The organism is Treponema sp. HNW (assembly GCF_050320395.1).
GTDB lineage: Bacteria > Spirochaetota > Spirochaetia > Treponematales > Treponemataceae > Treponema_C.
Window position 1 is genome coordinate 45,899 of record NZ_CP144459.1, and the last position, 25,981, is coordinate 71,879.

The following is a 25,981-nucleotide window of genomic DNA, read 5'->3' on the forward strand; positions in this document are numbered from 1 at the left end:
AAAAACGCTATCGCGAGTTTTGCAGACACTATTGACAATAAAATTAGTTTTATATAACATATAACCGACGCTTGCGTCGGTTATATCCTTGCGCTGCGTCTTGCTTATATTTGGAGGTATGTTATGACGGATAAAAGAGAAGCGCTTATCGGCGGCAATATGTTTTCGCTTATGTTAAAGCTGAGCGTTCCGGGCATTATCGGTATGCTTGTTATCAGCTTATACAGCTTTGTTGACGGCATCTTTGTCGGACGCTTTGTCGGAGAAGCGGCGTTGGGAGCAATCAGTATCGCCTATCCTTTTACGCTTTTAAACAACGGTATTGCCGTTTTGGTCGGTATAGGTTCGGCTTCGGTATTGTCGCGCGCGGTCGGCCGCCAAGACAAAAAAACAATCGATGCGGTTATGGGGAACGTGCTTATTCTTACCCTGATGTTTTCATCGGCGGTGATGATTTTAGGTTATATCTTTGCACCGCAGCTTTTAAAACTTATCGGCGCGGAAGGAAAGATGTTCGATTTTGCCGTGCGCTATTTGCGCATCGTCTATTTCGGCTCGATTTTTGTAAACTTCGGTCAAGCGTCGAATATGGTAATCCGCGGCGAAGGCAGGATGGGTCTTGCAATGCTCCTTATGGGTATAAGCGCCGTACTGAACATTATTTTGGATGCCGTTTTTATTATACCGCTTAATATGGGAATCGAAGGCGCCGCGGTTGCAACCGTTATTTCGCAGATTGTTCTTGCGGTTTTAAACTTTTTATATTTTACCGTGTTCAGTAAAAACGTGCGGCTTACACGGTTCAGATTGGAAAAGAGCATTGTAAAAGGTACCCTGTCGGTCGGCGTTTCGGCAATGTTTATGCAAGTATTTTCTTTGATTCAACAAGCGCTTATCTATTCGACTTTAAAGCGCTGCGGGGGCGAAGATCAGGTTGTGTTAATGGGCGCTTTTTTCAGATACATAATGCTCGCCTTTATTCCGCTGTGGGGAATAAGCCAGGGCTTCCAGCCCTTTGCCGGAACCAATTTCGGCGCCAAACGGTTTGACCGCGTAAAAAAAGGCACCCTGTTGTTTTACGGTTTCGGCTTTACCCTTGCCCTGCTTTTTTGGCTCGGCTTTTTACTTTCACCTCAAGGGATTTTGGGCTTGTTTATCAAAGACAATCCGGCCCTTGTCGCAGCCGGCACAACGAACGCCCTGGCGGCAATTATCCTTTTTCCGCTTTCGGCATTGATGATTATCAATATTACCCTGTTTCAAGCCGTCGGACAGGCAAAATACGCCGGAATCTTCGTTATGGCGCGCCAGCTTATTTTATACGTCCCCGCCGTATTGATTTTACCCCTCTTTTTCGGTGTGCGCGGCGTATGGATTACGGGAACCGTTGTCGATACCCTTGTAACCCTTGCCTCGATAATTGTCGTACTCAAATTGTTTAAAACGGAGTTGGCGGAAAACAAAGAAAAATAAAGGAATAAATTACCGCCGCCGCACCTTACGGGGACGGCGGTTTTCATACCCGTTTTCCGGCGATACTTCCTTTGCGCTCCTTTCTGTGTAAACCCCTCTGTCCGGCATTTACATTTTTATGCGTTTACCGTAAAATAGCCCTCTATGGAATTTACGCAGGAATTTATTGACTCCCTTTCGGCTGATGAAGCCGAAATTATGAAACAGGTCGCGGACGAATTGGATATACGCGCACAGCAAGTGCACGCGGTTATTTCGCTGGTAAACGAAGGCTGTACGGTACCCTTTATTTCGCGCTACCGAAAAGAACAGCACGGCTCCCTGGACGAAGTGCAGGTGCGAAGCTGCGATCATTTGTTTAAAAGCCGCATGAACCTCGAAAACCGCCGCCTCGAAATTATACGCGGCATTTTTGCCCAAGGGAAATTGACCGACTTTTTATACGAAGCGGTAAAGGCGGCTAAAACCTTAACCGAGCTTGAAGACCTTTGGGCTCCCTTTAAAAAGAAAAAGAAAACCCGCGGTATGCTTGCTTCAGAACGCGGCCTTGAACCCTTGGCCGAAGCGATGCTTTCTCTCGATAAGGAGTCGCTTGAAAAAAAAGCGGAAGAGTTCGTCAACACAACTGCCGAACCGGAAGAACTGCGCGTACCCGACGTTCAGGCAGCCCTTGCAGGCGCCCGGGATATTATTGCCGAGCGTACCGCTCAGGACGGTGCAAACCGCCAAGCAGTCAGCGATTTTTATATTAAAAGCGGTCTTATCCGCGTACAGGGTATCGGCGATGAAGAGGCGCAAAAAACGTCCGTGTACCAAATGTACTGGGATTATTCGGAGCCTTTAAATCAAATAAAGCCGCACCGCATTTTGGCAATAAACCGCGGCGAGCGCGAAGGCGTCCTTGAAGTTAAGGTCGACGTGGACACGGACGAAGCTGCAGAACTTTTAAAAAAGCGCGTTGTGATTCACAATCCCTACCATGCCGAAGCGATAGAAGACGGTCTTGCCCGCCTTTTATCGCCTGCGGTTTTAAGGGAAATACGCGGCAATCAAAGCGATGAAGCCGACGATCACGGTATCGGTATTTTCAGCGAAAACTTAAAAAACCTGCTTATGACGCAGCCCATCAAGGGCACCCGCGTTTTGGGGGTAGACCCCGGAATCCGCACGGGCACCAAATGCGCCGCCCTTGACGAAACGGGAAAATATTTGGGCAGCTTTGTTATCTATCAGCACAAAGCCGATGAATCCTGCGCGGTATTGCGTAAAGCGATAAAGGATTACGAAGTACAGCTGGTTGCGGTCGGAAACGGAACGGGTACCAAAGAAGTGCAGGAAATCGTTTCAAAGGTGCTTACCGAAAACTTTCCCGACGTTTTATACACGGTTGTCGATGAAGACGGCGCTTCGGTATACTCCGCAAGCGATACCGCCCGCGAAGAGTTTCCCGACCTTGACTTAACCATCCGCGGCGCCATTTCCATAGGCCGAAGGCTCCAAGACCCCCTTGCCGAATTGGTAAAAATCGACCCCAAATCAATCGGTGTGGGCCTGTATCAGCACGATTTAAATCAAAAAAAGCTTTCGGATATGCTCGATGAAGTGGTAGGCTCGGTTGTAAACAACGTAGGCGTCAATTTGAACACCGCTTCGGCTTCTCTTTTAAAATACGTGTCGGGCATAAGCGCATCGGTTGCAAAACGCATTGTCGCCTACCGCGAAGAAAAGGGAAAAATCACCAGCAGAAGCGAACTGCAAAACGTATCGGGCTTGGGCCCTAAAGCTTACGAGCAGTGCGCGGGCTTTTTAAAAATTCCCGAAAGCACCGATCCCCTTGACAATACCTGGGTACACCCCGAAAACTACGAGCCTGCACGCATTATCTTCGGCTTAATTCAAAAAAATGCGGACGTAACGGGCGATGTTAAAAAAGAACTGCGGGAAACCTACAGCCTCGGCGAGCAAACCGTTCAGGACATTGTAGAAGAATTAAAAAAGCCCAACCGCGACCCGCGCGACGGCTATCCCAAGCCCATTATGCAAAAGGGCGTTGTTACCTTTGAAGATTTAAAAGAAGGCATGAAGGTTACCGGCAAAATCAAAAATGTCGTAGACTTCGGAGCCTTTGTCGATTTGGGCATTAAAGAAACCGCCCTCGTGCATATTTCGGAATTGAGCGACTCTTACGTGTCCGACCCGATGGAAGTGGTGCGCGTCGGCGATATAAAAGAGTGCACGATTATCGGCCTCGATGCCGACAGAAGGCGCATAAGCTTGTCGCTTAAAAGCAATCCCTCCCTTCATTCGGCAGGAGGTACTGCAGGCGCGGCTGCGGGCGGCGCAAGGCTCAACGGCCGCGAAGTGCGCTCCGAGCAATCGGGCGGTGTTCCGGCAGGTTTTACGGGAGCAAAAAAAGCCGCCGTCAGGGCGGTGCGTTCAGGTTCACCTGCAAACCGCACACGGGATGAAAGGCCCCGGCAAAGCGGCGGCCGCGACGACGGCATGACCTACAATCCCTTTGCGGCTTTGCTTAAAAAATAATATCCGTGCGACTGCCTGAAATCCGCCGGGGTTTCGGGCAGCCCGAAGCGGGAAATTTCGCGTTTTAAGGAGGAAAAAATGATTTTTGATACCCTTGAAAACCTTCCCAAGTATGTTCCGCTTGTTTCCGGCTTGGAAGAAGTGTTGCGCTGTTTAAAAAACGGCAATCTTGCCGATAAAGAGGCGGGCTCTTATACAACGGCCAACAACAATGTCCGCTATAATATCGCCGAATACGATACGGGCACGGAAGGAAAACGCTTTGAAAAACATCGTTTTGATATCGACGTGCAGGTTTTGCTTAAAGGAAAAGAAAAAATGGACTTTACCTTTGATACCCTGTGCGGTCCCTACGGCGATTACGATGAGCAAAAAGACGTTTCCTTTGCGGACGGTACAAGCCTTTTAAGCCTTGAAGCTTCAACAAGCGACTTTGTCATATTTTTGTCCGGAGAGGTTCACAAACCCGGTTTACCGGCCTCCTCGAGCGAAAGGGTAAAAAAGGTTATTTTTAAAATACGGAAACAGGATAAAATCTCCGGATAAGTTTTTTTGTAAGGATACAGGGAACTTTTTTCATCGTTTTGACTTTTCTATAATGACAAAAACTCAAAAAGCGTGTATAATAATAGGAAAGAAATCTTAAAAGGATGTCATATGAGTAAACCTGTAACCGACCGCAAACCCTGGGCCTTTTTGGACAGCTACCGGGGTACGGACTTTAAGGGGGATTGGCCGACCCTTCCCGAAATGCTTCGTATTACCGTCAAGCGTTTCGGAGAGCGCCCCTGTTTTACCGTTTTTGAAAGTGAAAAGCACACGCTCACTTACAACGAAGTGCTTGCCGATATTGAACGCTTGGCCGCATGGCTTGCCGCCGAGGGTGTTAAAAAGGGCGACCGCGTTGCCGTATCGGGTAAAAACTCCCCCGAATGGGCAACGGTTTATTTTGCAGCCCTTTTTGCCGGGGCGATTATCGTTCCGATAGACTATGCTCTGCATGAAAATGAGATCGAAAACCTTTTAAAAGCTTCCGAGCCTAAGGTCTTCTTTGTTGACGAAGAACGCTATGAATATTTCAGTTCAAAAGGAAAGGCAAAGCCGGCCGTCTATTCCCTTTCTCCCAAATTTAAAGATACCTATGTGTACGGTTTAAAAACCGATAAGGCGGTAAAAATAACGCCTGCCGAAGAAAACGATACGGCCGCGATTTTGTTTACTTCGGGTACCACCGGAAATCCCAAGGGCGTTATGCTTTCACACAAAAACCTTGTTTCCGACTGTTATATTGCCCAAACCAACTTGGAAATCTTTGAAACCGACGTTTTTTACGCCCTTTTACCGATTCACCACTCTTACACCATGCAGGCGGTTTTTATCGAATCTTTGTCGGTCGGTGCGGAATTGGTTTTTGCAAAGAGCATGGCCGTGTCCCGCATGCTCCGAGAATTGCGCGAAGGCAAAATTACCATGCTTTTGGGCGTTCCCCTTTTGTTCAACAAACTGCTTGCAGGAATTCTCAAGGGTGTTAAAGAAAAGGGGCCTGTCGTATACGGCCTTATCCGTACCCTTATGGGCATTTCTTATATTATCAAAAAACTCACCGGAGTAAACCCCGGTAAAAAAATGTTCAAAACCCTCTTGGAAAAAGCGAGCATCAGCACCATCCGCATCGCCATTTCCGGAGGCGGCCCCCTTGCCGCAAGCGTATTCCGTATGTATCAGGAACTCGGCATAGACTTTATCCAGGGTTACGGATTGACCGAAACCTCCCCGATTATCGCGTTGAACCCCAAAGAGCACTTTAAAATCGAAAGCGTCGGCCGCTTTTTCCACCCGCATATGGAAATGCAAATCCTCGACCCGGACGAAAACGGCATAGGAGAAGTTATCGTTAAAGGTCCGATGATTATGCAGGGTTACTATAAAATGGAAAAAGAAACGGCAGAAGTATTTACCACCGATAAAGACCCCTGCGGGCCCGGCTGGTTTAAAACGGGAGATTTGGGCAAGCTCGATTCGGAAAACTATCTCTATCTTGCCGGCCGCGCGAAAAACCTCATCGTAACCGAAGGCGGTAAAAACGTATTCCCCGAAGAAATCGAAAACGCCTTCCAGCTCTATACCGAGATTGAGCAAATTACGATTCAGGGTTATTTGCAGGATGCCGCAATGAAATCCGAGGGAATCGAGGCCCTTGTTTATCCTTCCGATGATTTGTTCAAAAAACTGAACCTTATCCGAGGCTCAAACGATTCCGTTGACCCCGTATACGATTCGATTAAAGATATTATCGACAAGGTAAATAAAACCCTTGCAACCTATGCGCGTATTTCCAAAATAACCGTTTTGGAAGAGCCGCTCGAAATGACGACTACCCGCAAGGTAAAGCGCAAATACAATAAATAGCGTATCCTGAAAACCGGCTCATCGTACCCCGACAGGTTCGAAAGGCCGGTTTTTTTATATTCTCTTTATGCCGGATAATCGGTTTTACAGGATTGTTTTGATTTTTTCGGCTAAGGCTTGGGCAAAGGGTTCCAAACTTTTTTCATCAAAATGCATATAGTCGATTTTATTTGCGCGGGCCGCTTCGTTTGCATCCATGTGATAGACGTTTAAGTCGGCTGAAACTTTTTTATAATACTCGTTGAGGCGCATTGATTTTTCGCTGCAGCTCTCTCCCATAATGTCTGCGGTCTCGGTTTTATAAATAAGCGGGTCTATATGTATCGGCGTAACAATAAGGATTTTTCCCGCATCCAAAAACCGTGCCTGCGTAACCAGACGGCGCATTCCTTCTCCGATGTTACGGGCGGTCGCACCGAAGTAGCCCTTGCAGTCGTTTGTGCCGAGCATAATCACGGTTAAATCAATGGGTATGTGACTTTTTATAATCGGCTCCAAGGTACTTAAGCCGTTTAAGCCGTATGTAAGCGGGTCGTCGAAAACCGTTGTTCTGCCGCATAAACCTTCATCTATAATGCGGAATTCCGTGCCGAGAAGGGAAGCTAGGCGGGTCGGCCATCGGAGGCTGTAATCGAATCTGCCGCCCGTTGCGGCATTAAAGCCCCATGTATTCGAATCGCCGTAACACAAAATCGTTTTCATTATTACCCCTTTAGAGCCGCAAAACAAGCCCCTTTGTTAAGTTATTTACAGAACGGTGCGATTATATCATTGTTTTATGACGCTGTCCATGCATCCGGATACCTGTGCCCCCTGTTCTCTTTCGGTTTTATCGTATATAATTCGCTATGCTTTATATATCTGTAATTGTTCTCGCAGCGGCCGGTTTTGTTATCTTTTCTTTTGCCGGCGGTTTTGTCTTATTCCGCTTTTTATGCATAAGATCGGTATACAGCGCCCGCTCCTTTGTCGATAATGCGGCCCACGTAAAAGACGAAAAAGTTATTACTCCCCTTTTGGAAGCAAAAAATAACAGAGACGAGCGTTCTTTTGAAAAAGTATCGATTTTGTCGGCTTCAAGGAGACTGTTCCGCCTTCCCCTTGCGCCCCTGGGCCTGTCTGCGGAACTTCGGCTGCAAAAAAAACCGAAAGATTTTGCGGTGCTGGTTCACGGCTTTTCCGATTCCGCGCGCGGCATGACCTATTTATCGCAAGCCTATTATAACTGCGGTTTTTCGGTTTTAAGTATTGATATGAGGGCTCACGGAGAAAGCGAAGGAAGGTTTACGGGTCTCGGCTATACGTCGGCGGACGGAGCGGACATTGCTCTTTGGCTTCGGTATTTGCGCGGCCGCTTCGGAGATGATATCCGCATTGTTTTGCACGGTGTTTCGATGGGAGCCTCGGCCGCCATACAAAGCGCATACGGACTGATCGCCGTTAAAAAAGACTTTGAGGCGGAACGGAAAAATCTCAAGCTTGTTGTTGCCGACTGCGGCTTTTTCCGCTTTTCGGATCAAGTGGAACACCAGCTGGCTTTATTTTTATCTTCGGGTTTAATACAGCGGTATTTATTCAAATGCATAGCCTTTGCCGCCTCCTGTTTGAATTTTTTTGTAAACGGCTTTTTTTTCACGAGCCACAATCCCGGAAAAACTTTGCAGCTTTGTTCCGAACATGCGGACTTTACCTTGCTTTTGTTTCACGGAAGTTCCGATACCCTTGTTCCTCCCGATGCGGCCCGTCAATTATACGAAGCGGCGCGCTGCCCGAAAAAGCTTGTGTTTATTCAGGATGCACCCCATATAGGCAGCTGGTTTTATGATACAAAAACCTATATGGATACGATAACTTTATACTTTAGGGGAAAAAATCCGTGATTGCCGAAGATTTGTTTGAACGCTGTACGAACATTGAAATAAAGCTGGCCTATTTGGAAGACTTTATAAAGGAATTGCAAAAGGCCGCACTCGAACATGAAAAAAAAATCGATGCATTAAGCGCCGAGAACCGCGCACTTCGCCGAAAGCTTGATGAAATTGCCGAAAACGGCAGTGCGCCCATGCCGCATACACGGCCCCCGCATTATTGAAGCTTTAATTTAAATTTTCGAAACCCGCGCCCGCCTTATTCATCGCTTCTATAAAACCGGGGAACGAAACGGCGCAGCATTCGGCATTTTTTACGATAAGGCTTGCTCTTTGCGGAAGCCCCAGCCCCAAGCAGGCAAGGGACATTGCAGCGCGGTGGTCTCCTTCGGTTTCCGCGGTTCCGCCGTGCAGTGTAAAGGCGGGATTTTCCGAGCTGTTTTGTGCAAGCGGCGAATGCCCCCGTATAATCAAAAAATCCCGTCCTTCTTGAATGTCCGCGCCCAAGGCACTCAGTTCGCGGCGCATCAGGGCTATGCGGTCGGTTTCTTTACTGCGGCACACTCCTATATCGTCGAGGATGATTGTTCCCTCGGTAAAGCAGGCGATTACCGCAAGGGCGCACACGGCATCGGGAAATGCCGAACAGTTTATACGCAGCGTATCTTCGCTTTCACGGCGGACAAAATCCGCGGCATTGCGGCTTCCCGCATAGAGGAGAAAGTCATCGATATCGGCTTTTTGCGAATGTACCGCCAAGCGTCTCCCGCCGCGGACGGTCAAAGCTGCGGCCGCTTTGTCAAGAACTATATCGGCTCCTAAGGATTTTAAAATCGGCACAATGATTCCGTCGCACTGAGAGCCTGAAAGGTCGACATTTTCTACGGTTAAGCTTCCGCCGCTTATAAGAGCTGCGATAAGGGGAAAGGCCGCCGCTTCCCAATCCGAGGGGATAAGCGTTTTAAAGCCCTGCCACGATTGCGGCCCCGTAACCGATATGTGTTTAAAGTCCGCGCTTACATCGGCTTTTACGCCGAGTTTTGCGAGCCAGGACCGGGTCATCGTAAGATAGGGCGTTTCTTTCGGGTTTGACAATTCGATTTCGGTCGTACCGTCCAAAAAGGGAGCGGCCATCATAAAACCGCTTATGTATTGGGAAAGCCTTCCGTCCGTACAAATGCGCGATGAGCGTATCGGGCCTTCTATAAAAAGCGGAGGAGTTGAGCCGCCCGGTTTTGCGGTGTACGCCTTTGCTCCGGCTTGCCCAAGAGCATCGATTAAATGACCTACGGGACGGCTTTGAATCGACTCGTCTCCCGTAAAAACGCAGCGTCCTTTACGCACCGCCGCAATCGGGCTTAAAAAATACAAAACCGAACCCGAGTTTCCGACATCCACCTCTTTTGAAGGAAGATGAAAGGCGCTTCCCGCTCCCCGGATTTTCCATAAGCCCGGTTTTTGTTCGGTTTGCGCGCCGATAAGTTCAACCGCTTTCAGGGCGGAAATGCAGTCTTCACCTTCAAGAGGATTTGCAATTTCGGAGCTTCCCTCAGCGACTGCGGCGAGGATTACCGCGCGGATCGTATGGCTTTTTGAACCGGGAATCGGTATTATTCCTTCCGGCTTTGCTCTTTGCACGCGAATGTTCATATTACACCGAATCCCAATCTTCGACTTCTTTTGCTTTTATCTTTGACATCACAAAATCAAAGTTATTCAATATATCTTCTTTTGGTTGATTTTTCAGATAGTTTTTAAAATACTGTGAATTCTCCAGCTCCGATAATTGTGCAGTATAAAACTCTTTTTCATTTATTTTAAGATTTGTTATCATAACGGTACCCACATATATAACATTGTATTGTGTAAAAATCAAGAAGGTTTTTATACAATAAGATTTATGACTTAAATTCGTTTTGAATAGTTTTTGTAACGGCGGAAATTAACTTCGCCTCCAGCATATGTTTTGAAAAGCCGCTTGAAACGGGGATGTCGGTTGAATTGAGCGGTTCAAAAAGGACCTTATATTCGACTCCAAGTGCTAAAGCCAGTTTTTCGACAATATCGAGAGACGGTTTACGTTTGCCCACCTCTATTTGTGTGATATACGGAGCGGAAACACCCGTTTTTTCAGCCAACAGTTCCTGACTCCAGCCAAGAGCCTTCCGCAAGGATTTTATATTTTCTCTAACAACGGTATCGATTGGACTTCTATTCATTATATAAAGAATATTGCTTGAAGCTAGTATTGACTATAAGCAGTATGTTATGTATTATTATAACTATAAGCTATTATTGCTCATTACAAACAGTAATGAAATACAAATTATACGATTCAAAGCAATCGTATAAAAGGGGGAAGAATATGAGTATCAAAAATATTCACAATTTTACTGTTGAGCAAACGGGAACGGAATCCTGTTATAAGATTTCGGGAAACGGAGCGCCGAATGATTTTGAAATACGAATTCGTATGGAAAACGGACGATTCAAAGCAGAGGCAAACTATACAAGAAAACCGACTCACAGTGCAAGCCATAGTTGGCAGCCGAGAAGTATGTCTTTTGCCACGGAAGAGCAGGCTCTTGAAAACATATTGAAGTTTTTTGCAGAAAGTAAAGAGCCGTATGAAAAGGATGAATAGGAGAAATCAAAATGAAAAAGAGGGGTTTATCGGTATTTTTGATCAGTCTTGTAATACCCTTTATTGCAAACTGCAATGAAGATTCGATAATCGGATATACATATATCAATGAATCAGAGTCCTTTATTAGCAAGGTACGATTTAATTCCGATAAATCCCTTGATGTTTTTACGGATGATGAATGGAAACATATCAGTCCTGTGATACCGGATAAAAACAATTTAAATTTTATTGTTCATCGATCAGACAATCCTGAATTCTTTGAATCACTTGGTATTGGAGGAGAGGGGATAATATTACTTGGATTTTTATCCAAAGATGCAAAGACTTTGTATATGGGGGCAGGGTTTATCTTCTCAAAAGAAGAATCGGAAAAAAATTCACATGCTGTAACTGGTGATATATATTATACATATATAAATGGTTTGGACAATGAGGACCTCTTCAAGGTGCGATTTAATGCCGATAAATCCTTTGATATTTTTATGAATTATGGTGAATGGAAAAATGACGGTATTGTTTTATCAGAAGAAGGAACTCAAAACTTTATAATCTGTTCTTCTATAGAAAATGATTTTCCGTATACGTTCGGATTTTTCTCTGAAAACGACAAAACTCTATATCTGGCGTTTGGGGACCGCTTTACTCGAGAAGATTCTGTTTCAACAAAACCAAAAGCCGAAGAAACAACAGAACCGGAATTTTCCAATCCTGCACTTACTGTTGACTCTATAGATGTCGGAGGTATAACTTTTCGCTCAACGCCGGAGGACTTGCTTATACAATACCCAAATGCACGAGTTATTTATGAAGATAACCACACAGAATTTCTTGTAGACGGATTGGGCGGTTTTGATTATGTAAACTTTGCTTTTAAAGACGATAAATTGTTTCATATTTTAAAACATAAATCGGATCTGGAATTTGATAAAGAAGTTTCTACTCTTGTGCAAAAGTCGGTACAAGAACTGACAGAAAAATATGGTAAGCCGAAAGTTTATCAATCTTCACCAAGCTTTCATTCTTCATATCATATATCTTCCGCTGAATGGAGTTATACATGGGATAAAGTAAACGAAAATGAAAGAATTTTTACATGGTGTGGCGACCTTATTATTACATTAGACTATGACTGGATTGATGATAAATATGGCGGATATAGATATTATGGACGGTGCTCTATAGATTATGAGTTGCTCCGACCTTAATGCCGGTTTATAGTATGAGTTTCGGGTTTACAAAAAGACACTATCTTTTAGAAGTAATAAGACTGTTACTTCATAGATTCAAATAATATTTTTTTGCCCTGTTTTAATACTATGTTCCCGGGAACAAAAAAAGTGCCGTTTTTATGTCTTCGGAAACATACGTGCATTTTGGCCTCAAATTCGGCCAAAAATGGCTCAAACGTGCAGTTCCGCGTTAGGCTATGGAGAACCTGCGAAGCAGTCCGCGAGCACCGGGAGCGGATGAGCGTGAGCGAAGTGCGGAATAGCCGACGGCTTTAGCCGGAACGCCCTTATTATTGCCGCAGCTCCGTCAATTCGATATCTACGTATTTTTTGTAGTTTGTAAAATCTTTATCCAAGGTGAAGATTGAAAAATTATTATTATGTGCCGTACTGCATATTGACGTACACTAATACGAATTTCATCGTGATCTCATCTTTTTATAATCGTAAGCAGGATCATATTCTATTGTTCCGAATAAGGCGATAAGGTCTTCGCCTTTTTATAAATTCTTCCAGTGCCGTATTGACCGTTTCTTTTTTAGTGCGATATCCGCCGATTTTAAAAGCGGCATCAAGCAGTTCGACATTTATTGCAAGATTTGTTGCCATAACAATACCTCCATATATATCTTACACATATTATTGTGTAAAAATCAAGAGAAATTTTAACACAAAATTCGGCAAAAAAGGGCTCAAACGTGCAGGTTGGAGGTAGGACACGGGGGCCGTTGCAGGATTTAAAAAGAGTGCCATGTGCTTTTTTTACTTGTAAGGACCTACAAATTTATCACCATTGAAATGGATCATATGGGAAAGATTGTCGGCAATCCATACCTCTGTCTCCTATGCAATATCTTGTGCATAATGAGTAAATGTTTTTTTATCCGGAAACGCGGAAATATATACTTTATCTGCCTCTACATATTCAAACAGGTTTTGTAATTCTATATATCTTTTGCCGTGTATATAATGTGTTTCTTTCCCAAAAAACGCCGTCCGCATAACCTTGAATTGTCCTGTCATACTCTGCCGCTTCCAAACGTTTTTCCGCCCACAAGCAATATTCCCTGTTCAACTCAATACCGCAGTATTTTCTGTTCAATTTTTTTGCCGTAACGCTTGCGGTACCGCTTCCCAAAAAGGGGTCGAATACAATGTCTCCTTCTCGTGAAGAAGCTAAAATAAGTTTGGCGTAGAGTTTTTCCGGCTTTTGTGTCGGATGGTCGGTGTTTTCGGGCATTGACCAAAAAGGAATTGAAATGTCGTCCCAAAAATTGGACGGATAGGTAAGCCTGAATTTTCCTTCCCGTCCGTCTTGCCAATCTTTCGGCTTTCCGTCAACCTTATAAGGGGCCAAGACCCTTCTTTTCATCATAACGGCGTTAACGTTAAAATAGTAGTTATGCGGATTTTTAACGGCAAACCAAATATCTTCCAATCCGTTTTTCCAATTTGATTTTGCACCGCGGCCTTTTTCTCTCTGCCAGGTAATTCGGTTTATAAGTGTCAGCTCTTTTTCAACGGCTCTTTGGAGGGACGATGTGCTTTTCCAGTCCCCGCATATGTATAAGGAGCCGTGCGGTTTTAATTTTTTGCATACTGCGGGAAACCACGATTGCAGGTATTCGTCGTATACCTCATCGGTACGTGAATTGAATTTCATTCCGTTAAAATCCTTTGTCAGATTATAGGGCGGGTCGATGATAATCAAGTCGGCAAAGTTATCGGGAATATAGGGCAGCATATGTAAAAGGTCTCCGTTGAGCGTTTTGTTTACGATATCCGTATCATACCTGATGTTTTCCGCCGTAATGAGCCGTTTTTCGAGTCGTTCGGCATCCCGGTTATGCAATACAAGCGTTCTGTTGTTTTTGCCGCGCGTTTCGGGTTTCATATGTCTACTATATAAAAAATATGCGTAAATATCTATATAAAACGGGGATTGCGGAATCCCTCTTTTTCGGGTATGCTGTTCAATATGGCTTACGAAGCAAACGCCCCCTATGAGGTAACCGCCGCAAAAAGAAGACCCCGTCGTTTTGAAGAACTGGTCGGCCAGGACTTTGTTGCGGCAACCCTTAAAAATGCTATAGAAAACGGACAAATTGCCCATGCGTATCTTTTTTCCGGCCCGCGCGGATGCGGTAAAACATCGACTGCGCGTATTTTGGCAAAAATGCTGAACTGTACTTCGGAAAAAGCGCAAGCTCCCTGCGGCGGCTGTTCGGCCTGTACCGAAATCTCAAAAGGTTCTTCGATGGATGTCATCGAAATAGACGGTGCTTCAAACACAAGCGTAAACGATGTGCGCCAAATTAAGGACGAAATTCTTTTTCCGCCGAACTCTTTAAAGTACAAAATTTATATTATCGACGAAGTGCACATGTTGTCGACGAGCGCCTTTAATGCCCTTTTAAAAACGATTGAAGAGCCGCCGCCCTACGTTATCTTTATTTTTGCAACTACGGAACTGCACAAGGTTCCGGCGACAATAAAAAGCCGCTGCCAACAGTTTCATTTCAGGCTCGGTTCGGTCGAACAGATAAAAAATCTGTTGGCGGACACTGCACGGGAAGCGGGCCTTCAAGCCGACGATGAAGCTCTGTATTGGATTGCCCGCGAATCGACCGGAAGCTTCCGGGATGCATATACGCTCTTTGATCAGGTTGCCGCATTCAGCGAAGGAAACATAACTTACGAAAAAATCCGCGATAAGCTCGGTCTTGTCGGCATTGACCGCTTAAATACCTTGTGCAGCCTTTGTGCGGCGCACAATACGCAGGATGCCCTGATTTTTATCGATGAGCTTTTACAAAGCGGTACTTCCATAGAGCAGTGCGTGTCGAATATAAGCGATTATCTTCGTTCCCTTTTGTTTATAAAAACGGGCATTACAAAAGAAGCCCTGCTCGGCAACGCGGTTGAACGCTACTCAAAAGAGGTTCTGGACGCATGGTCTCCTTCTCAACTGGAAAAGGCGCTTTCGCTTTTTTTACAGCTGTACCGCGATATACGCTATTCTTTAAATCCGCGCTATGAATTGGAATTGGCTGTAGAGCGCTTGTGCTCTCTTGCCCTGTGGATTTCGCGCGCCGAAATAAAACAGGCCGTCGATAGGGCGGCACATCTTTTAGCAGGCGGCGTCCCGGCGAATACAAGGGGGCAGACCGTACCGGGCGCAGCGGAATACGGTAAGGACGCCGTTTTACAAAGCGCCGCTGCCGTGCATCCCGACGTGCAGGAGCCCCGGCTTCATACCATAGACCGGCAAAACGGAGCCGTTTTTGAAAATAATGCAGACGGTACGCCGAATCGTGTCGGCTTTCAAGCTCAAGACGCCGTTGTTGCACAAGGCGCCTCTGCAGTGCAAGACGCCGTTACTGTACAAGGCGAAAAAGCAGGGACTGCGGCGGAATTAAAAGAAAAAACGATAAACTCTCTTGCCGTATCAAAGGCCGCCCTCTGTGCAGCCCTTTCTCGTACGGGGCAATGGACGGTAACCGGCGGAACACTTCACATACCCGTGCAAACGGTTTTTGAGCAAAAACAGATTCAAAACGAACTTCCCCTTCTTACACAAAGGGTTTCATCCTTGTGGAATGAAGCTTTGAATTGTTCGGTAGAAGCCGCCCCTCCGCAGGAACCGGCCGCAGGGGAACAAATTCCCGAACAGATACGGATGATTTGCGATGCCGTTCAGGGAAAAATCGAAAAAAGACAGTCCAAGGAAGAAAGTTATGGTGAATCCCTTTGATTTATTAAAAAACGCTCAAAGTATACAGGGCGAATTACAAAAAATACAGGAAGAATTAAAAGATATTTCCGTTGTCGGAAGTTCAGGCGGCGGTATTGTTAATGTTACGATGAACGGAGCCTTTCAGCTTACCGCCGTACGGATTGACCCCATAGCCGTCGATCCGCGCGACGTACCCATGCTTCAGGACCTTATTGTATCCGCTTCACACGATGCGCAAAAGCGCGTTCAGGAAGCTATAAAAGAAAAAATGGGGCCGGTATTACAGGGTATGAATATTCCCGGCTTGAATCTTTCAGGTCTTTTGGGCGGACAATGAACGCAATAGACGAGCTTGCCGACAGTTTTTCGCGGCTTCCCGGTATCGGAAAAAAAACGGCCGTGCGTTTAGCGCACCACCTGCTTAAAGCGGACCAGGCTTTTTTGGAGCGTTTTGCTTCCCAGCTGGCCCGTTTACACAGCCGCATACATTATTGCTCGGAATGCGGAGCCTGTACCGAAACCGATCCCTGCCCCGTATGCTCCGACCGTTTAAGAGAGCGAAGTCAAATATGCGTGGTCGAGCAGCCTCAGGATATAGACGTTATAGAATCATCGCGCGAATACCGCGGGCTTTTTCACGTTTTGGGCGGTTTGATTGCCCCTCTTGAGGGTATAGGGCCCGAACAGCTGCACATTGCAAAGCTGATTGAGCGCATCCAAAGGGGCGGCATAACCGAAGTTATCATCGCAACGCCTCCTACAATAGAAGGGGACACAACGGCCCTCTATGTAAACCGCCTTTTAAGCCCCGCGGGTGTAAAGGTTACCCGTCTTGCATCGGGGCTTCCGGTCGGAGGCGATTTGGAATATGCCGACAAACTTACCCTTGCCCGCAGTTTCCGCGGCCGCACCGCTTTGTAGAAAACCGGTTCAGCCGTCTAAAGGCATCTGCTTTTTAGACAATCCCGTTTTCTTATGGCATTCCGTGCAGCCGGTAATATGTACGTGTTTTTTTCCGGTTTTACGTGTAAAAAGGTGGGCGTCCAAATGTCCTTCCAACGGTACCTCTTTATGACAGACGGGGCATGTACGCTTGAGGCCGGGGTCGACTTTAGGGTAACAATGCGGACAGCCGTGAATCGTACAGGGCAGGTCGTTAATCGTACCCGTTTTATACACACGCGAAACAAGGTTTTCATTAGCGAATAATTTTGAATTGCACAGGGGGCAGGGCGTTTTTTCTCCCGCTTTTTTTTGTGCATCCGATTTACCCCATGCCCGCTTATATTCCAAAAAAAAGCGCCAAGCCGCATAAAATATCAAAATCGCCGATATAAGGGCAATACTTATACCGATTATCCGTGTAATACTCATCTTTAACTATGATAACCGTTTTTTTGATTTTTTACCATATTGACACTTGCAGGAAGAATCTTTTAAAGGTATAATCAAAGTGTGTCGGGTTTGTATATAGTCGGAACTCCTATCGGTAACTTAGGCGATATTACCTATAGGGCATTGGAAACCTTCCGCGCGGCGGATATAATCGCCGCAGAAGACACCCGGCATACGCTGCAGCTGCTCACGCACTTCGGGATAAAAAAACCGCTTGTGTCCTGCCGTGCGCAAAACGAAAAGGAAGCTGCCGAGCGTATTGTAAAGCTTTTGGCTGAAGGAAAAAACGTTGCCTTTGCAAGCGATGCCGGAACGCCCGGTATAAGCGATCCGGGGGCTGTTTTGGCCGATACGGTGAGGAATGCGGGGTATGCGGTTATTCCGATTCCCGGTGTATCCGCCCTTACGGCATTGACCAGCGTTGCGGGTGAAGGCGGAAAAACCCTGATTTTTGAAGGTTTTTTACCGCAAAAACCGGGTAAGCGCAAAAGCCGTGTAAAAGAACTTTTGGAAACGGGATATGCATTCGTTTTGTACGAATCTCCGTTCAGAATAGTTAAGCTTTTGACGGATATTGCCGATATTGAATATGAGCGCCGTGTAGTTGTCGGCCGTGAGCTGACAAAATTGCACGAAGAAATTATAGGGGGGACTGCCGCGCAGGTGCGTGACGAATTCGGTTTGCGAAGTAAAATTCAGGGAGAATTCGCCGTTTTTGTCGCGGGAGTAAAAAAGGCGCAATTTTGTAAAGGAGATTTCGACTCAAGAAGAGAGGCAGACGAAGATGACCATTGACAGACTCGGAGGAATAGACCCTCTAAAAGACGTTCAAAACGCTTACAAAACTCCGTCCAAGCAGCCCCTGCGTGCAGGACACGACAGCATTAGTATTTCCGATGAAGCCAGAGAAATGGCTGAAGCTTATTATTTATCGGAGATTGCCGCATCCACGCCGGATGTACGTGCCGACCGTGTAGCTGAAGTACGCGAAAAAATAAAAGATCCGGGATATTTAAACCCCGATGTTATTTCATCAACGGCAGATAAAATAGCGAGCAGTTTCGGTTTTTAATCGGACAAGTCTATGGCGGATTTTATCTTTAAGATTTCCCCGCATATCGTATCAGGTTCTTATACCTCAAGCAGAATCGGACAATTTGTACGTGAATCGGGCGAACGCTTTATGCTCATAGCCGATCCGGTTTTGGCGGATTTCGGTACTGTTGAAAAAATCGAAGTATCTTTAAAAGAAAGCGGTATTCAATATTTTAAATTCGACGAAATTCCCGAAGCGGCGGATACCGAATTAATCGGTCAAGCCCTAACCCTTGCCCGTGATGCCTGTGTTCACGGCGTAATATCGGTCGGCGGAACACGTATTTCTTCAATTGCGAGGACGGTTGCGGCTTTTTTTAATGAACAGCGCACAATATATGATTTTATCGATGCGGCGGGGCCCGAAATCGAGCCTATTCCCTATATCGGAATACCTACGACAAGTTCAAACGGCTTTATCTTTTCCGATAAAATTCCCGTCGTAGACTCAAGAACCGGACAGCTGAAGATTTTAAAAGCTCAAAACGGATTGTGTAAGCTTGCCGTATATGACCCGAATTTGCCTGTTTCTTTAACGGACAAGCAATTTATTTCAATGGTTTTGCATACTATATGCATTGCCGGAGGCGCCTATCTTTCGCAAAAAGCGAATTTTTTTTCGGATATGATTGCCGAAAAAGCACTCGAATTTTTAGGTTATGCACTGTTCGGAATGCCGGCTTCGATTTCTTCGGCCGCACCGAAACAACAGTTTGCAATGGACGGGGGATGTATGGCCGCTTTGGCAACGGCTTCAAGCAGCGGAGGTGTGGCAACCTTATTGGCACAGTCTATCAGTGCGCGTCATAATCTGCCGCCGTCTTTAATTGCAGCAATATTATTACCCCACCTTATTGAAGATGCCGCCGATTCCAAAAAAGACCGTTTGGTGCATATTGCGCGCTTGCTGCATATTGCGGCTGAAACTTCCGACGGCGATGCTTCCGTTGCCATGCTCAGTGAAGCTGTCAGGAATAAAACGGCGGAATTCGACTTGCCTGCGCGTTTAGCCGATTTATCTCTTACAATGGAACAGTTGGCAGTCTGTGTGGGCGATTTGGGCAAAACCGATGCCGTACAGAGTTTTCACCGCTCCATGTCGGAAGATGATTTATTTGATATTATAAAGCGCGCTTTTTAATTCCGTTTTGATTTATGATTGACCCTTCAAAACTTCATCAAATGCACGGCGGTTTTCGCCGCAGAAAACTTGTTCTTACCCTCGGTGCCTTGGAACGCGATATTGCCGGGCTTAACGATGAAACGCAGCCGCTTTCCAAAACCGCTTTTAAATATATCACAAGGGCCGACTACATAAAAAAAATCGCCCGAATCGTTGCCGAAGATCCGAAGATGAGCGGCAATGCCCGAAACGAACTTATACGGCTGATAGGGGAAGAACCTTTTGACGAGCGGCGCGTATGCAATACGGCCCGAAATTATTTACTTGAAATTACCGGTTCGCCGAGCGCGGAATGGGATTTGATTATAGCCCCGCACAGCCGCTGCAGCGAAAGGCCGTTTCACAGGGGGCTTTTTGTCTATGCCGAAGATATCCGCTCTCCCTTTAACCTGGGCTCGGTTTTCCGTACCGCCGAAGCCTTCGGTGCCGAAAAGCTGTTTTTATCTCCTTTTTGTACGGACCCGGCGCACCCGCGTGCAATACGCTCGGCGATGGGCTGTATGGACTTTTTACCCCATGAGAGGCTCTCTTTGGATGAGCTTCGCGCCGTAATGCCGGAAATTCCCGTATTTGCTCTGGAGACGGGAGGGACGCCGCTTGAGCAATTCGAATTTCCCGCACGCGGGATTGCCGTTATCGGTTCCGAAGAGCTGGGCATTCATCCCGAAACTTTAAAAAAAGCATCCTACGGTACGGTCAGTATTCCGGTATGCGGAGTAAAGGCGTCTTTAAATGTAGGGGTTGCCTTCGGTATATTGATGCAGTCATGGACGGCCGCTTTAAAAAAGCGTCCCTGACTTGTAACATACGAGACTTCGCTTTATAAGCGGAAAACTCAGTTTTCTTTTTTAAAGGCTTTTTCCAAACGCTCGGATATCTTTTTCAGCTGTTCTTCATTTTCAACTTTAAACTCTTTTAAAATATCCGGATCGAATTGGTAAAATTCGATTTCTTCGTCTCTGTAATGGGCGAGCATATTTGCAAAGTACACGACACCGACCAGTTTTTTTACGTTTTCGTCCGCGGCATCCGGTTCGTGGTGACAGCGGATGGTTTCGGATATAACTTCGGGAAAATTCCATTTTTGGGCAATAAGGGAACCTATCTCCGCATGGTTGGAGCCTGCGGCCAAACGTTCGACCAGGGATGAGGACAGAGGTTTGTTTTCGCTCATTTGTTTGACTTTTTCAATCAATTTGGGATGAGCCGAGTCAAAAACAACCTTTCCCATATCATGGAGCAGACCGCATACATAGGAATCGTCGACAATAGGGCGTTGGGATGCATAAAAGCTTCGTGCAAGGTTATAAGCATAAAAGGCGACCCGATATGAGTGATCCCAAAGCCGCCTCTGTTCTTTCGAGCCTGCCCCCAGGCTTTTAATGGAGCCCAAAGAGTAGAGCAGGTTTCTGATTCCGTTTACGCCGACGAGCTTTACGGCGTCCGCAATCTTGTGGCAGGGGTTTGCAAGCGAAAAAGCGGCGGAGTTTACGAGCTTAAGAAGGTCGGCGGTTAGGGCGACGTCGTTGCTTATATGCGCCGCTATATCCGAAAGCTTGAATTCGGGGTCATTTAAGAGCTTATTGATTCGTGCGATGTTTTCGGGGAACTGAGGAAGCGCATCTATAACTTCTACCAGTTCTTTTGACAGCATTGATATTTCCCGGCGGCGCTCCTTATCGACCGGAACGATAATGCGGCTTACGGTTTCGCCCTTTTCGCAAAACACCTGTACACAGTCATTGCCCGCACCGATTTTTGTCAGCATCAATACCATGATAATAAGGCCCAAGCCCGCTCCCTCGGTAGCATCAACGGAAGCGGCAAAGGCTTCTTCAACGCTGGAATATTGCTGGGCGCGGGTAATTTTGTCGTGGATGCGTTTATATTCGTGGGGAGTTAAATCGGAATTATTGCGTACTTCTATTTTAATTTTATCGCGGAAATGCTGCAAAATCAATTTAACATATAATCCCGCATTTTTTTGCAGCTGCAAGTAGTAACGTATATTTTCAAGGGTATCGTTTTTAAAGTTTACCATTCCGTTTTCATAGTCGGCAGGATTGTTTATATCAAGACCCTTTTCTTTAAAATAGACGCGCTTTGTATTTGCTTTTTTTGCATTTGTAGTCAGTTCATTCAGGCAGTAAATCATGTATTCTATCATGGCATCCTGATTAAGCTCTTTGAGAAAGGCTGTCAGCACTTCGGCCATATATAATTCCATTTGGTGCGGGAGCGTATAGGTGGTTATAGATAAGGGTACCCCCGCTTGAACTGCCCTTTGAATTTTCGTTGTAGACAGAGTCGCTTCACTCATAATTACTATTATAGTGTAAAATGTAAGACTGTCAAGGATCAGACGGATTTTTTAAGGGTAACCCGGTACGGCAGGCCGCAAAAAAAGCTTGGGGAAAATTTTATACAAGGGTTCCGATGCTTTTTCCGTAATGAATGTGCGGGGCCAACACTTCAGAATATTTTTTTTCTTTATAGGCCGGATCGGCAATCATTTTCATCAGCATTTTTGCACACATCTTTCCCATTGTTTCTTCCGGTGTAACCGAGCAGGTGATTCCTTCGGTTTCCCAGTTTGAATGAGAATAGTCAAAACATACAACGGAATAATCATTCGGTATCCGTTTTCCTTTTTCGGAAAAAACTTCCGTCAGGCATTTGTAAAGCATAACATTACAGCATGCAACGGCGGTACAATCGGGAATTGTTTTTAAAAAATGCCAGATTTTATGTTTTAACTGTTCCGTGTCGTTTAATTCATCGGAAATAATCCATTTTATATAGTTGTCGTCAAAGACGGCGCCGTATTTTAACACCGCCCGTACAAAGCCCTGAAATTTATTGCAGCCCTGATAGTTATCGTATAAAAAAAGACCGGCAATATTTTTATGTCCCTTTATGGTAAGTTCTTTTACCAGAGCATCGGCACAAGCCTGATCATCGACTATAATTTTGGGATAGGGTGTTCCGCTGTAATAGTTGTTGTAAAAAATAAAGGGAATGTTTTTGTTATAAATCTGTTCATAACAGTCTATATTCGGATTCATTAAGCTTGCTTTAACGCCGTCGATAATAATTCCGTGTACATTTTTCATACAGGCTTGCAGGCACCTGCGCTCGTTGGCGATTTTATTGTCGGTAAAAAATATCTTTAATTCGACATTGTACGGTTTTAGTGAAGAACGTACGGCATGAATAAAGACCCGGTTTGCCTCGCGGTCCTGCCCCTGTATAACCAAGGCGATTTGCAGTTTTGTACGGTCTTCCGTGTAGTCGGACATAACGGCTTTTCGGTTATTAAAAAAGGTTCCGCTGCCTTGGATGGAATAGGCAAGGTCTTCTTCCATTAAGCGTTTAATGGCCTTTCGCACGGTCTCCCTGCAAACGGAAAACCGATTGCAGAGAAACTGTTCGCTCGGAAGTTTGCGCAAATCGGAGAATTTATGCTGATCTATGTATTGTCTTAAATAGCGGTAAATTTGCTCCGATTTTACACTTTTTCCGCTCATAACGCCGGTTACCTGTCTCTAATTTCGGGCTCGCTGCATTCGGCTTCTTTAATATGCTCGAGAAGCCGGGTGCGCATGTACATTTTAACTTCCCTATATGATTCATCGTTGATGAGATTTGTAAGCTCATAGGGGTCTTTTTCCAAATCATATAAAAAGTCGTCTATGTATAAGTCGGAAGCGGCTTCGGTTATCCCGCTTAAGCCGGGAGCGACAACGGAATACTTATACCGTTCATTTCGCACACAGCGGCCTACCCGCGATTCGGAGATTTGCACAAAAACTTCGTTGCGGCGCTCCGGCGGAATATCGCCCGATGCAACCTTGTCCAGCCGCTCTCCTATCATGTGATTACCGATATCGATACCGGCAAGATGTACAAGGGTTTTCGGAATACTTGCGGTGGAAACGATTTCTTTTACCCGTTTTCCCTTTTGGCAAAAGGAGCCGCCTGAAATCACAAGGGGTACATGGATAGCGGATTCGTGGCAGCTACGCTTGTAATCGTCATAGCCGTATGTATGCTCATCCCGGTTTCTTGTACGGAAGTGTGAGCCGTGGTCGGAAGTGTAAATAATCACCGTATTTTCGTACAGATTTTTTTCTTTCAGCTTTGCAATCAGGCGGCCGAGGTTTTCATCGCAGCTGCGGCAGGCTCCCAGATAATCGGGATACTCTTCTTTCCAGTCGCCGCCGGGAAGACTTGCCAAATCTTTCGGAGGAGTAAAGTTTTTATACTTTTCTTTTGAGCCATCAGGCCCCTGATAGTGATGCGCATTGTTTTGATGGTGGGGCTCTATTTGACTTATCGTAAGAAAAAAGGGCTTTTTCCCCTTGTATCCGTCCAAAAATTCCAGAGCCTGGTCGGTTATAAAATCCGCACGGTAACCTTGAAAGTCGATTTTATTGCAGTTTTCATCGAAGATATAGCCGCCGTAACCGTCACTGGTAAATTCCAACACGTCCGCAGCACGCCAAAAGCCCGTATAGCCTCCGCGGTATCGGGGAGGAACAGCCTTTGTTTGAAAATCGATTGTCGGTACTTTTTCGGCTTCCCCTTCACTTGCCAAATGCCATTTTCCGACGTAAGCGGTTTCGTAACCGGCTCCTTCCATGTAATTTGCAAGGGTTTTTACGTTTACCGGCAGCATTTTGGCATTTGTAAAGCAGCCTGTTTCCGTAGGATAACGTCCCGTTTGAAAAAGAGCGCGGCAGGGGCCGCATACCGGCTGTGCCGTAAAAGCGTGCTCGAAAAGGGTTCCTTCTTCGGCAAGCTTATCCAGATTCGGCGTAATGTCGAGTTCCTGCCCGTAACAGCCGCAAGTGTCCGCCCGCTGTTGGTCCGAAAAGTAAAAAACGATGTTGTACGGTTTATGCACTTTGAGCCTCTTTTTTTGTTTTTTTATAATCCTGAAATTTTGTATTAAAAATAAGTACCAACACAAGCAAAATCAATCCGATAAAGAAAATCGACATCGGACCGGATACAAAAACCGACCAGCTTCCGTCGGAAAGTATTAAGCTTCTGCGGAAATTTTCTTCCGTAAGTCTGCCGAGGACAAGGCCCAATAAGACGGGAACGGTCGGAAAATCCAAGCGCTGCAATACATAGGCAATTATGGCAAACACAATGGCCGTTCCGATATCGAACATTGAAGCGTTGACGCTGAATGCACCGGCAAAACAAAACATCACGATAACGGAAGTCAAAATGGGAACCGGAATGTTGATGATTTTGGCAAACATTGCTGTCAAATACTTGCCCTGTAAAAACATAAAAATATTTACAAAAATCAGTCCTACCATAATGGCATACATTACCGCACCGTGATCCTGAAACAGCTTCGGACCGGGGGTTAAACCGTTAATCATCAAAGCTCCCATCATGATTGCCGCGCAGCCGTCTCCGGGAATACCGAGGGTTAAAAGGGGAATGAGGGTTGCGCCGGTAACCGCGTTGTTTGCCGTTTCCGGAGCTGCAATACCTTCTATGGAGCCTTTGCCGAACTCTTCGGGTTTTTTGGAAATGTTTTTTGCAACATTGTAGCTGAAAAAAGAAGCCATTGAAGCTCCCGTTCCGGGAATAATACCGATAACAACACCGATAATTGCGGAAATAAACGAGGGAAGACTCATGCGCTTGTATTCGGCAGCGGTAATTTTTCCCTTGCTTTTCGGCAGTTCTTTTATTTGAGCCTGTTTTTCATCCTTGTTTTTCATCAGTATTTCGCTTAAGGCGAATAATCCGATTAAGCAGATAACGAGGTTAAAACCCGAATACAAATTGATATTGTTAAAGATAAAACGAGTGCTGCCGGTCATGGGGTCTATACCGACGGTTTCGATAAATAAACCGAGACAGCAGGCTATAATGCCCTTAATCAGGCTTTTTCCGGAAACGCCGGCGATTATCGTAAGGCCGAATAAACAGACAAGAAAATATTCGGGGGTTCCGACATGTTCGGCAAACTTTGCCACTTGGGGAGCAAAAAATAAAAGGGTAATCGCCGACACAAGACCGCCGAAGGTCGATGCCTGTAAGGCGATATTCATAGCCTTGCGTGCTTCGCCGCGTTCTTTTAGGGGGAACCCGTCAAGCATTGTTGCCGTTGCGTGCGGCGTTCCGGGGGTATGAATCAATATTGCGGATATGGAGCCGCCGTATCCTCCGGCACAGTATATGCCGAGCAAAAACATAAAAGACTGAATCGGACCGAGGGTATAGGTAAACGGTAAAAATAAAACGATTGCAAGAATAACCGTTAAACCGGGGACGGCACCGAAAATAACTCCGATAAATAAGCCTATGTTCATCCATATAAAATTATCGAGATGAAACAAAAGCCTAAAACTTTCCTGTAAAAATTCCACAGCTTCT

Annotated in this window: 26 protein-coding genes; 15 read left to right on the forward strand and 11 right to left on the reverse strand. The window is 45.8% G+C overall.

Annotated features, from left to right (window positions below):
- Positions 1-123: 123 nt before the first annotated feature.
- The 4 genes from V1L52_RS00215 (at position 124) to V1L52_RS00230 (ending at position 6,423) form a co-directional block, all read left to right on the forward strand.
- The gene (locus V1L52_RS00215) at positions 124-1,473 is read left to right on the forward strand and encodes an MATE family efflux transporter (RefSeq protein ID WP_428770282.1); all 1,350 of its coding nucleotides are present in this window, start codon (positions 124-126) and stop codon (positions 1,471-1,473) included.
- A 144-nt stretch (positions 1,474-1,617) separates the two neighbouring features.
- The gene (locus V1L52_RS00220; protein ID WP_428770283.1) at positions 1,618-4,014 is read left to right on the forward strand and encodes a helix-hairpin-helix domain-containing protein; all 2,397 of its coding nucleotides are present in this window, start codon (positions 1,618-1,620) and stop codon (positions 4,012-4,014) included.
- Between the two features lie 78 nt (positions 4,015-4,092).
- Positions 4,093-4,560, forward strand: a complete 468-nt coding sequence (locus tag V1L52_RS00225) for a YhcH/YjgK/YiaL family protein (protein ID WP_428770284.1) — start codon at positions 4,093-4,095, stop codon at positions 4,558-4,560.
- A 111-nt stretch (positions 4,561-4,671) separates the two neighbouring features.
- A complete protein-coding gene (locus tag V1L52_RS00230; protein WP_428770285.1) occupies positions 4,672-6,423 on the forward strand; it encodes an AMP-dependent synthetase/ligase in 1,752 nt (583 codons plus the stop codon).
- An 84-nt stretch (positions 6,424-6,507) separates the two neighbouring features.
- Here the strand turns inward: V1L52_RS00230 and V1L52_RS00235 are convergent, their stop codons facing one another.
- Positions 6,508-7,125, reverse strand: coding sequence for a GDSL-type esterase/lipase family protein (locus V1L52_RS00235; protein WP_428770286.1), 618 nt, complete (start codon positions 7,123-7,125; stop codon positions 6,508-6,510).
- 146 nt (positions 7,126-7,271) lie between these two features.
- Here V1L52_RS00235 and V1L52_RS00240 point away from each other — a divergent pair, with 146 nt between their 5' ends.
- Both V1L52_RS00240 and V1L52_RS00245 read left to right on the forward strand, forming a co-directional pair.
- Entirely contained in the window at positions 7,272-8,303 is a 1,032-nt protein-coding gene (locus V1L52_RS00240; protein ID WP_428770287.1) for an alpha/beta hydrolase, read from the forward strand.
- A complete protein-coding gene (locus tag V1L52_RS00245) occupies positions 8,300-8,515 on the forward strand; it encodes a SlyX family protein (RefSeq protein ID WP_428770288.1) in 216 nt (71 codons plus the stop codon). The genes V1L52_RS00240 and V1L52_RS00245 overlap by 4 nt, the downstream gene beginning before the upstream one ends.
- A gap of 4 nt (positions 8,516-8,519) precedes the next feature.
- Here V1L52_RS00245 and aroA read toward each other — a convergent pair whose 3' ends face one another.
- Genes aroA through V1L52_RS00260 form a run of 3 tightly spaced genes read right to left on the reverse strand, consistent with a single transcriptional unit; the run spans position 8,520 to position 10,510 of the window.
- The gene (gene aroA, locus V1L52_RS00250; RefSeq protein ID WP_428770289.1) at positions 8,520-9,941 is read right to left on the reverse strand and encodes a 3-phosphoshikimate 1-carboxyvinyltransferase; all 1,422 of its coding nucleotides are present in this window, start codon (positions 9,939-9,941) and stop codon (positions 8,520-8,522) included.
- Position 9,942: 1 nt separating this feature from the next.
- The gene (locus tag V1L52_RS00255) at positions 9,943-10,167 is read right to left on the reverse strand and encodes a hypothetical protein (RefSeq protein WP_428770290.1); all 225 of its coding nucleotides are present in this window, start codon (positions 10,165-10,167) and stop codon (positions 9,943-9,945) included.
- A 22-nt stretch (positions 10,168-10,189) separates the two neighbouring features.
- Entirely contained in the window at positions 10,190-10,510 is a 321-nt protein-coding gene (locus V1L52_RS00260; RefSeq protein WP_428770291.1) for a helix-turn-helix domain-containing protein, read from the reverse strand.
- 146 nt (positions 10,511-10,656) lie between these two features.
- Between V1L52_RS00260 and V1L52_RS00265 the strand changes: the two genes are divergently transcribed.
- Together V1L52_RS00265 and V1L52_RS00270 are read left to right on the forward strand one after the other, a co-directional pair.
- Entirely contained in the window at positions 10,657-10,935 is a 279-nt protein-coding gene (locus V1L52_RS00265) for a hypothetical protein (protein ID WP_428770292.1), read from the forward strand.
- Positions 10,936-10,946: 11 nt separating this feature from the next.
- Positions 10,947-12,143 (forward strand): hypothetical protein, encoded by a 1,197-nt coding sequence (locus tag V1L52_RS00270; protein ID WP_428770293.1) that lies wholly within the window; start codon positions 10,947-10,949, stop codon positions 12,141-12,143.
- 480 nt (positions 12,144-12,623) lie between these two features.
- Here the strand turns inward: V1L52_RS00270 and V1L52_RS00275 are convergent, their stop codons facing one another.
- Both V1L52_RS00275 and V1L52_RS00280 read right to left on the reverse strand, forming a co-directional pair.
- Positions 12,624-12,776, reverse strand: a complete 153-nt coding sequence (locus V1L52_RS00275) for a type II toxin-antitoxin system VapB family antitoxin (RefSeq protein ID WP_428770294.1) — start codon at positions 12,774-12,776, stop codon at positions 12,624-12,626.
- Between the two features lie 316 nt (positions 12,777-13,092).
- Positions 13,093-14,061: a DNA-methyltransferase gene (locus tag V1L52_RS00280; protein WP_428770295.1), complete on the reverse strand. Its 969-nt coding sequence runs from the start codon at positions 14,059-14,061 to the stop codon at positions 13,093-13,095.
- Positions 14,062-14,145: 84 nt separating this feature from the next.
- On the opposite strand from V1L52_RS00280, the gene dnaX reads away from it, so the two are divergent.
- The 3 genes from dnaX to recR are packed head-to-tail and all read left to right on the forward strand — an operon-like array spanning position 14,146 to position 16,824.
- Positions 14,146-15,921, forward strand: a complete 1,776-nt coding sequence (gene dnaX / locus V1L52_RS00285; RefSeq protein ID WP_428770296.1) for a DNA polymerase III subunit gamma/tau — start codon at positions 14,146-14,148, stop codon at positions 15,919-15,921.
- Entirely contained in the window at positions 15,905-16,240 is a 336-nt protein-coding gene (locus V1L52_RS00290) for a YbaB/EbfC family nucleoid-associated protein (RefSeq protein ID WP_428770297.1), read from the forward strand. The genes dnaX and V1L52_RS00290 overlap by 17 nt, the downstream gene beginning before the upstream one ends.
- Entirely contained in the window at positions 16,237-16,824 is a 588-nt protein-coding gene (gene recR, locus V1L52_RS00295) for a recombination mediator RecR (protein ID WP_428770298.1), read from the forward strand. Before V1L52_RS00290 ends, recR begins: the two co-directional genes overlap by 4 nt.
- A 9-nt stretch (positions 16,825-16,833) precedes the next feature.
- Here the strand turns inward: recR and V1L52_RS00300 are convergent, their stop codons facing one another.
- Positions 16,834-17,277: a hypothetical protein gene (locus V1L52_RS00300; RefSeq protein ID WP_428770299.1), complete on the reverse strand. Its 444-nt coding sequence runs from the start codon at positions 17,275-17,277 to the stop codon at positions 16,834-16,836.
- An 81-nt stretch (positions 17,278-17,358) separates the two neighbouring features.
- Here V1L52_RS00300 and rsmI point away from each other — a divergent pair, with 81 nt between their 5' ends.
- From rsmI to V1L52_RS00320, 4 genes are read left to right on the forward strand one after another with little or no spacing between them, the layout of a single operon-like run.
- Positions 17,359-18,093, forward strand: coding sequence for a 16S rRNA (cytidine(1402)-2'-O)-methyltransferase (gene rsmI / locus V1L52_RS00305; RefSeq protein WP_428770300.1), 735 nt, complete (start codon positions 17,359-17,361; stop codon positions 18,091-18,093).
- Entirely contained in the window at positions 18,083-18,370 is a 288-nt protein-coding gene (locus tag V1L52_RS00310) for a flagellar biosynthesis anti-sigma factor FlgM (RefSeq protein ID WP_428770301.1), read from the forward strand. Before rsmI ends, V1L52_RS00310 begins: the two co-directional genes overlap by 11 nt.
- 12 nt (positions 18,371-18,382) lie before the next feature.
- Positions 18,383-19,534: an iron-containing alcohol dehydrogenase gene (locus V1L52_RS00315; protein WP_428770302.1), complete on the forward strand. Its 1,152-nt coding sequence runs from the start codon at positions 18,383-18,385 to the stop codon at positions 19,532-19,534.
- A gap of 14 nt (positions 19,535-19,548) precedes the next feature.
- Complete coding sequence (locus V1L52_RS00320; RefSeq protein ID WP_428770303.1) at positions 19,549-20,373, forward strand: TrmH family RNA methyltransferase; 825 nt, start codon at positions 19,549-19,551, stop codon at positions 20,371-20,373.
- Between the two features lie 38 nt (positions 20,374-20,411).
- Here the strand turns inward: V1L52_RS00320 and V1L52_RS00325 are convergent, their stop codons facing one another.
- The 4 genes from V1L52_RS00325 to V1L52_RS00340 form a co-directional block, all read right to left on the reverse strand.
- Positions 20,412-21,896, reverse strand: coding sequence for an HDOD domain-containing protein (locus V1L52_RS00325; RefSeq protein ID WP_428770304.1), 1,485 nt, complete (start codon positions 21,894-21,896; stop codon positions 20,412-20,414).
- 100 nt (positions 21,897-21,996) lie between these two features.
- Positions 21,997-23,103, reverse strand: a complete 1,107-nt coding sequence (locus V1L52_RS00330; RefSeq protein ID WP_428770305.1) for a GntR family transcriptional regulator — start codon at positions 23,101-23,103, stop codon at positions 21,997-21,999.
- Between the two features lie 8 nt (positions 23,104-23,111).
- Complete coding sequence (locus tag V1L52_RS00335; RefSeq protein WP_428770306.1) at positions 23,112-24,482, reverse strand: sulfatase-like hydrolase/transferase; 1,371 nt, start codon at positions 24,480-24,482, stop codon at positions 23,112-23,114.
- On the reverse strand, positions 24,475-25,974 hold the full coding sequence (locus tag V1L52_RS00340) for a tripartite tricarboxylate transporter permease (RefSeq protein ID WP_428770307.1): 1,500 nt from the start codon (positions 25,972-25,974) through the stop codon (positions 24,475-24,477). The genes V1L52_RS00335 and V1L52_RS00340 overlap by 8 nt, the downstream gene beginning before the upstream one ends.
- Positions 25,975-25,981: the final 7 nt, after the last annotated feature.

Excerpts from the sequence above, each read along its gene's own strand:
- V1L52_RS00215 (WP_428770282.1), top strand. The coding sequence starts at position 124 with ATGACGGATAAAAGAGAAGCGCTTATCGGCGGCAATATGTTTTCGCTT.
- V1L52_RS00220 (WP_428770283.1), top strand. The coding sequence starts at position 1,618 with ATGGAATTTACGCAGGAATTTATTGACTCCCTTTCGGCTGATGAAGCC.
- V1L52_RS00225 (WP_428770284.1), top strand. The coding sequence starts at position 4,093 with ATGATTTTTGATACCCTTGAAAACCTTCCCAAGTATGTTCCGCTTGTT.
- V1L52_RS00230 (WP_428770285.1), top strand. The coding sequence starts at position 4,672 with ATGAGTAAACCTGTAACCGACCGCAAACCCTGGGCCTTTTTGGACAGC.
- V1L52_RS00235 (WP_428770286.1), bottom strand. The coding sequence starts at position 7,125 with ATGAAAACGATTTTGTGTTACGGCGATTCGAATACATGGGGCTTTAAT.
- V1L52_RS00240 (WP_428770287.1), top strand. The coding sequence starts at position 7,272 with ATGCTTTATATATCTGTAATTGTTCTCGCAGCGGCCGGTTTTGTTATC.
- aroA (WP_428770289.1), bottom strand. The coding sequence starts at position 9,941 with ATGAACATTCGCGTGCAAAGAGCAAAGCCGGAAGGAATAATACCGATT.
- V1L52_RS00260 (WP_428770291.1), bottom strand. The coding sequence starts at position 10,510 with ATGAATAGAAGTCCAATCGATACCGTTGTTAGAGAAAATATAAAATCC.
- V1L52_RS00265 (WP_428770292.1), top strand. The coding sequence starts at position 10,657 with ATGAGTATCAAAAATATTCACAATTTTACTGTTGAGCAAACGGGAACG.
- V1L52_RS00270 (WP_428770293.1), top strand. The coding sequence starts at position 10,947 with ATGAAAAAGAGGGGTTTATCGGTATTTTTGATCAGTCTTGTAATACCC.
- V1L52_RS00275 (WP_428770294.1), bottom strand. The coding sequence starts at position 12,776 with ATGGCAACAAATCTTGCAATAAATGTCGAACTGCTTGATGCCGCTTTT.
- V1L52_RS00280 (WP_428770295.1), bottom strand. The coding sequence starts at position 14,061 with ATGAAACCCGAAACGCGCGGCAAAAACAACAGAACGCTTGTATTGCAT.
- dnaX (WP_428770296.1), top strand. The coding sequence starts at position 14,146 with ATGGCTTACGAAGCAAACGCCCCCTATGAGGTAACCGCCGCAAAAAGA.
- V1L52_RS00290 (WP_428770297.1), top strand. The coding sequence starts at position 15,905 with ATGGTGAATCCCTTTGATTTATTAAAAAACGCTCAAAGTATACAGGGC.
- recR (WP_428770298.1), top strand. The coding sequence starts at position 16,237 with ATGAACGCAATAGACGAGCTTGCCGACAGTTTTTCGCGGCTTCCCGGT.
- V1L52_RS00300 (WP_428770299.1), bottom strand. The coding sequence starts at position 17,277 with ATGAGTATTACACGGATAATCGGTATAAGTATTGCCCTTATATCGGCG.
- V1L52_RS00310 (WP_428770301.1), top strand. The coding sequence starts at position 18,083 with ATGACCATTGACAGACTCGGAGGAATAGACCCTCTAAAAGACGTTCAA.
- V1L52_RS00315 (WP_428770302.1), top strand. The coding sequence starts at position 18,383 with ATGGCGGATTTTATCTTTAAGATTTCCCCGCATATCGTATCAGGTTCT.
- V1L52_RS00320 (WP_428770303.1), top strand. The coding sequence starts at position 19,549 with ATGATTGACCCTTCAAAACTTCATCAAATGCACGGCGGTTTTCGCCGC.
- V1L52_RS00325 (WP_428770304.1), bottom strand. The coding sequence starts at position 21,896 with ATGAGTGAAGCGACTCTGTCTACAACGAAAATTCAAAGGGCAGTTCAA.
- V1L52_RS00330 (WP_428770305.1), bottom strand. The coding sequence starts at position 23,103 with ATGAGCGGAAAAAGTGTAAAATCGGAGCAAATTTACCGCTATTTAAGA.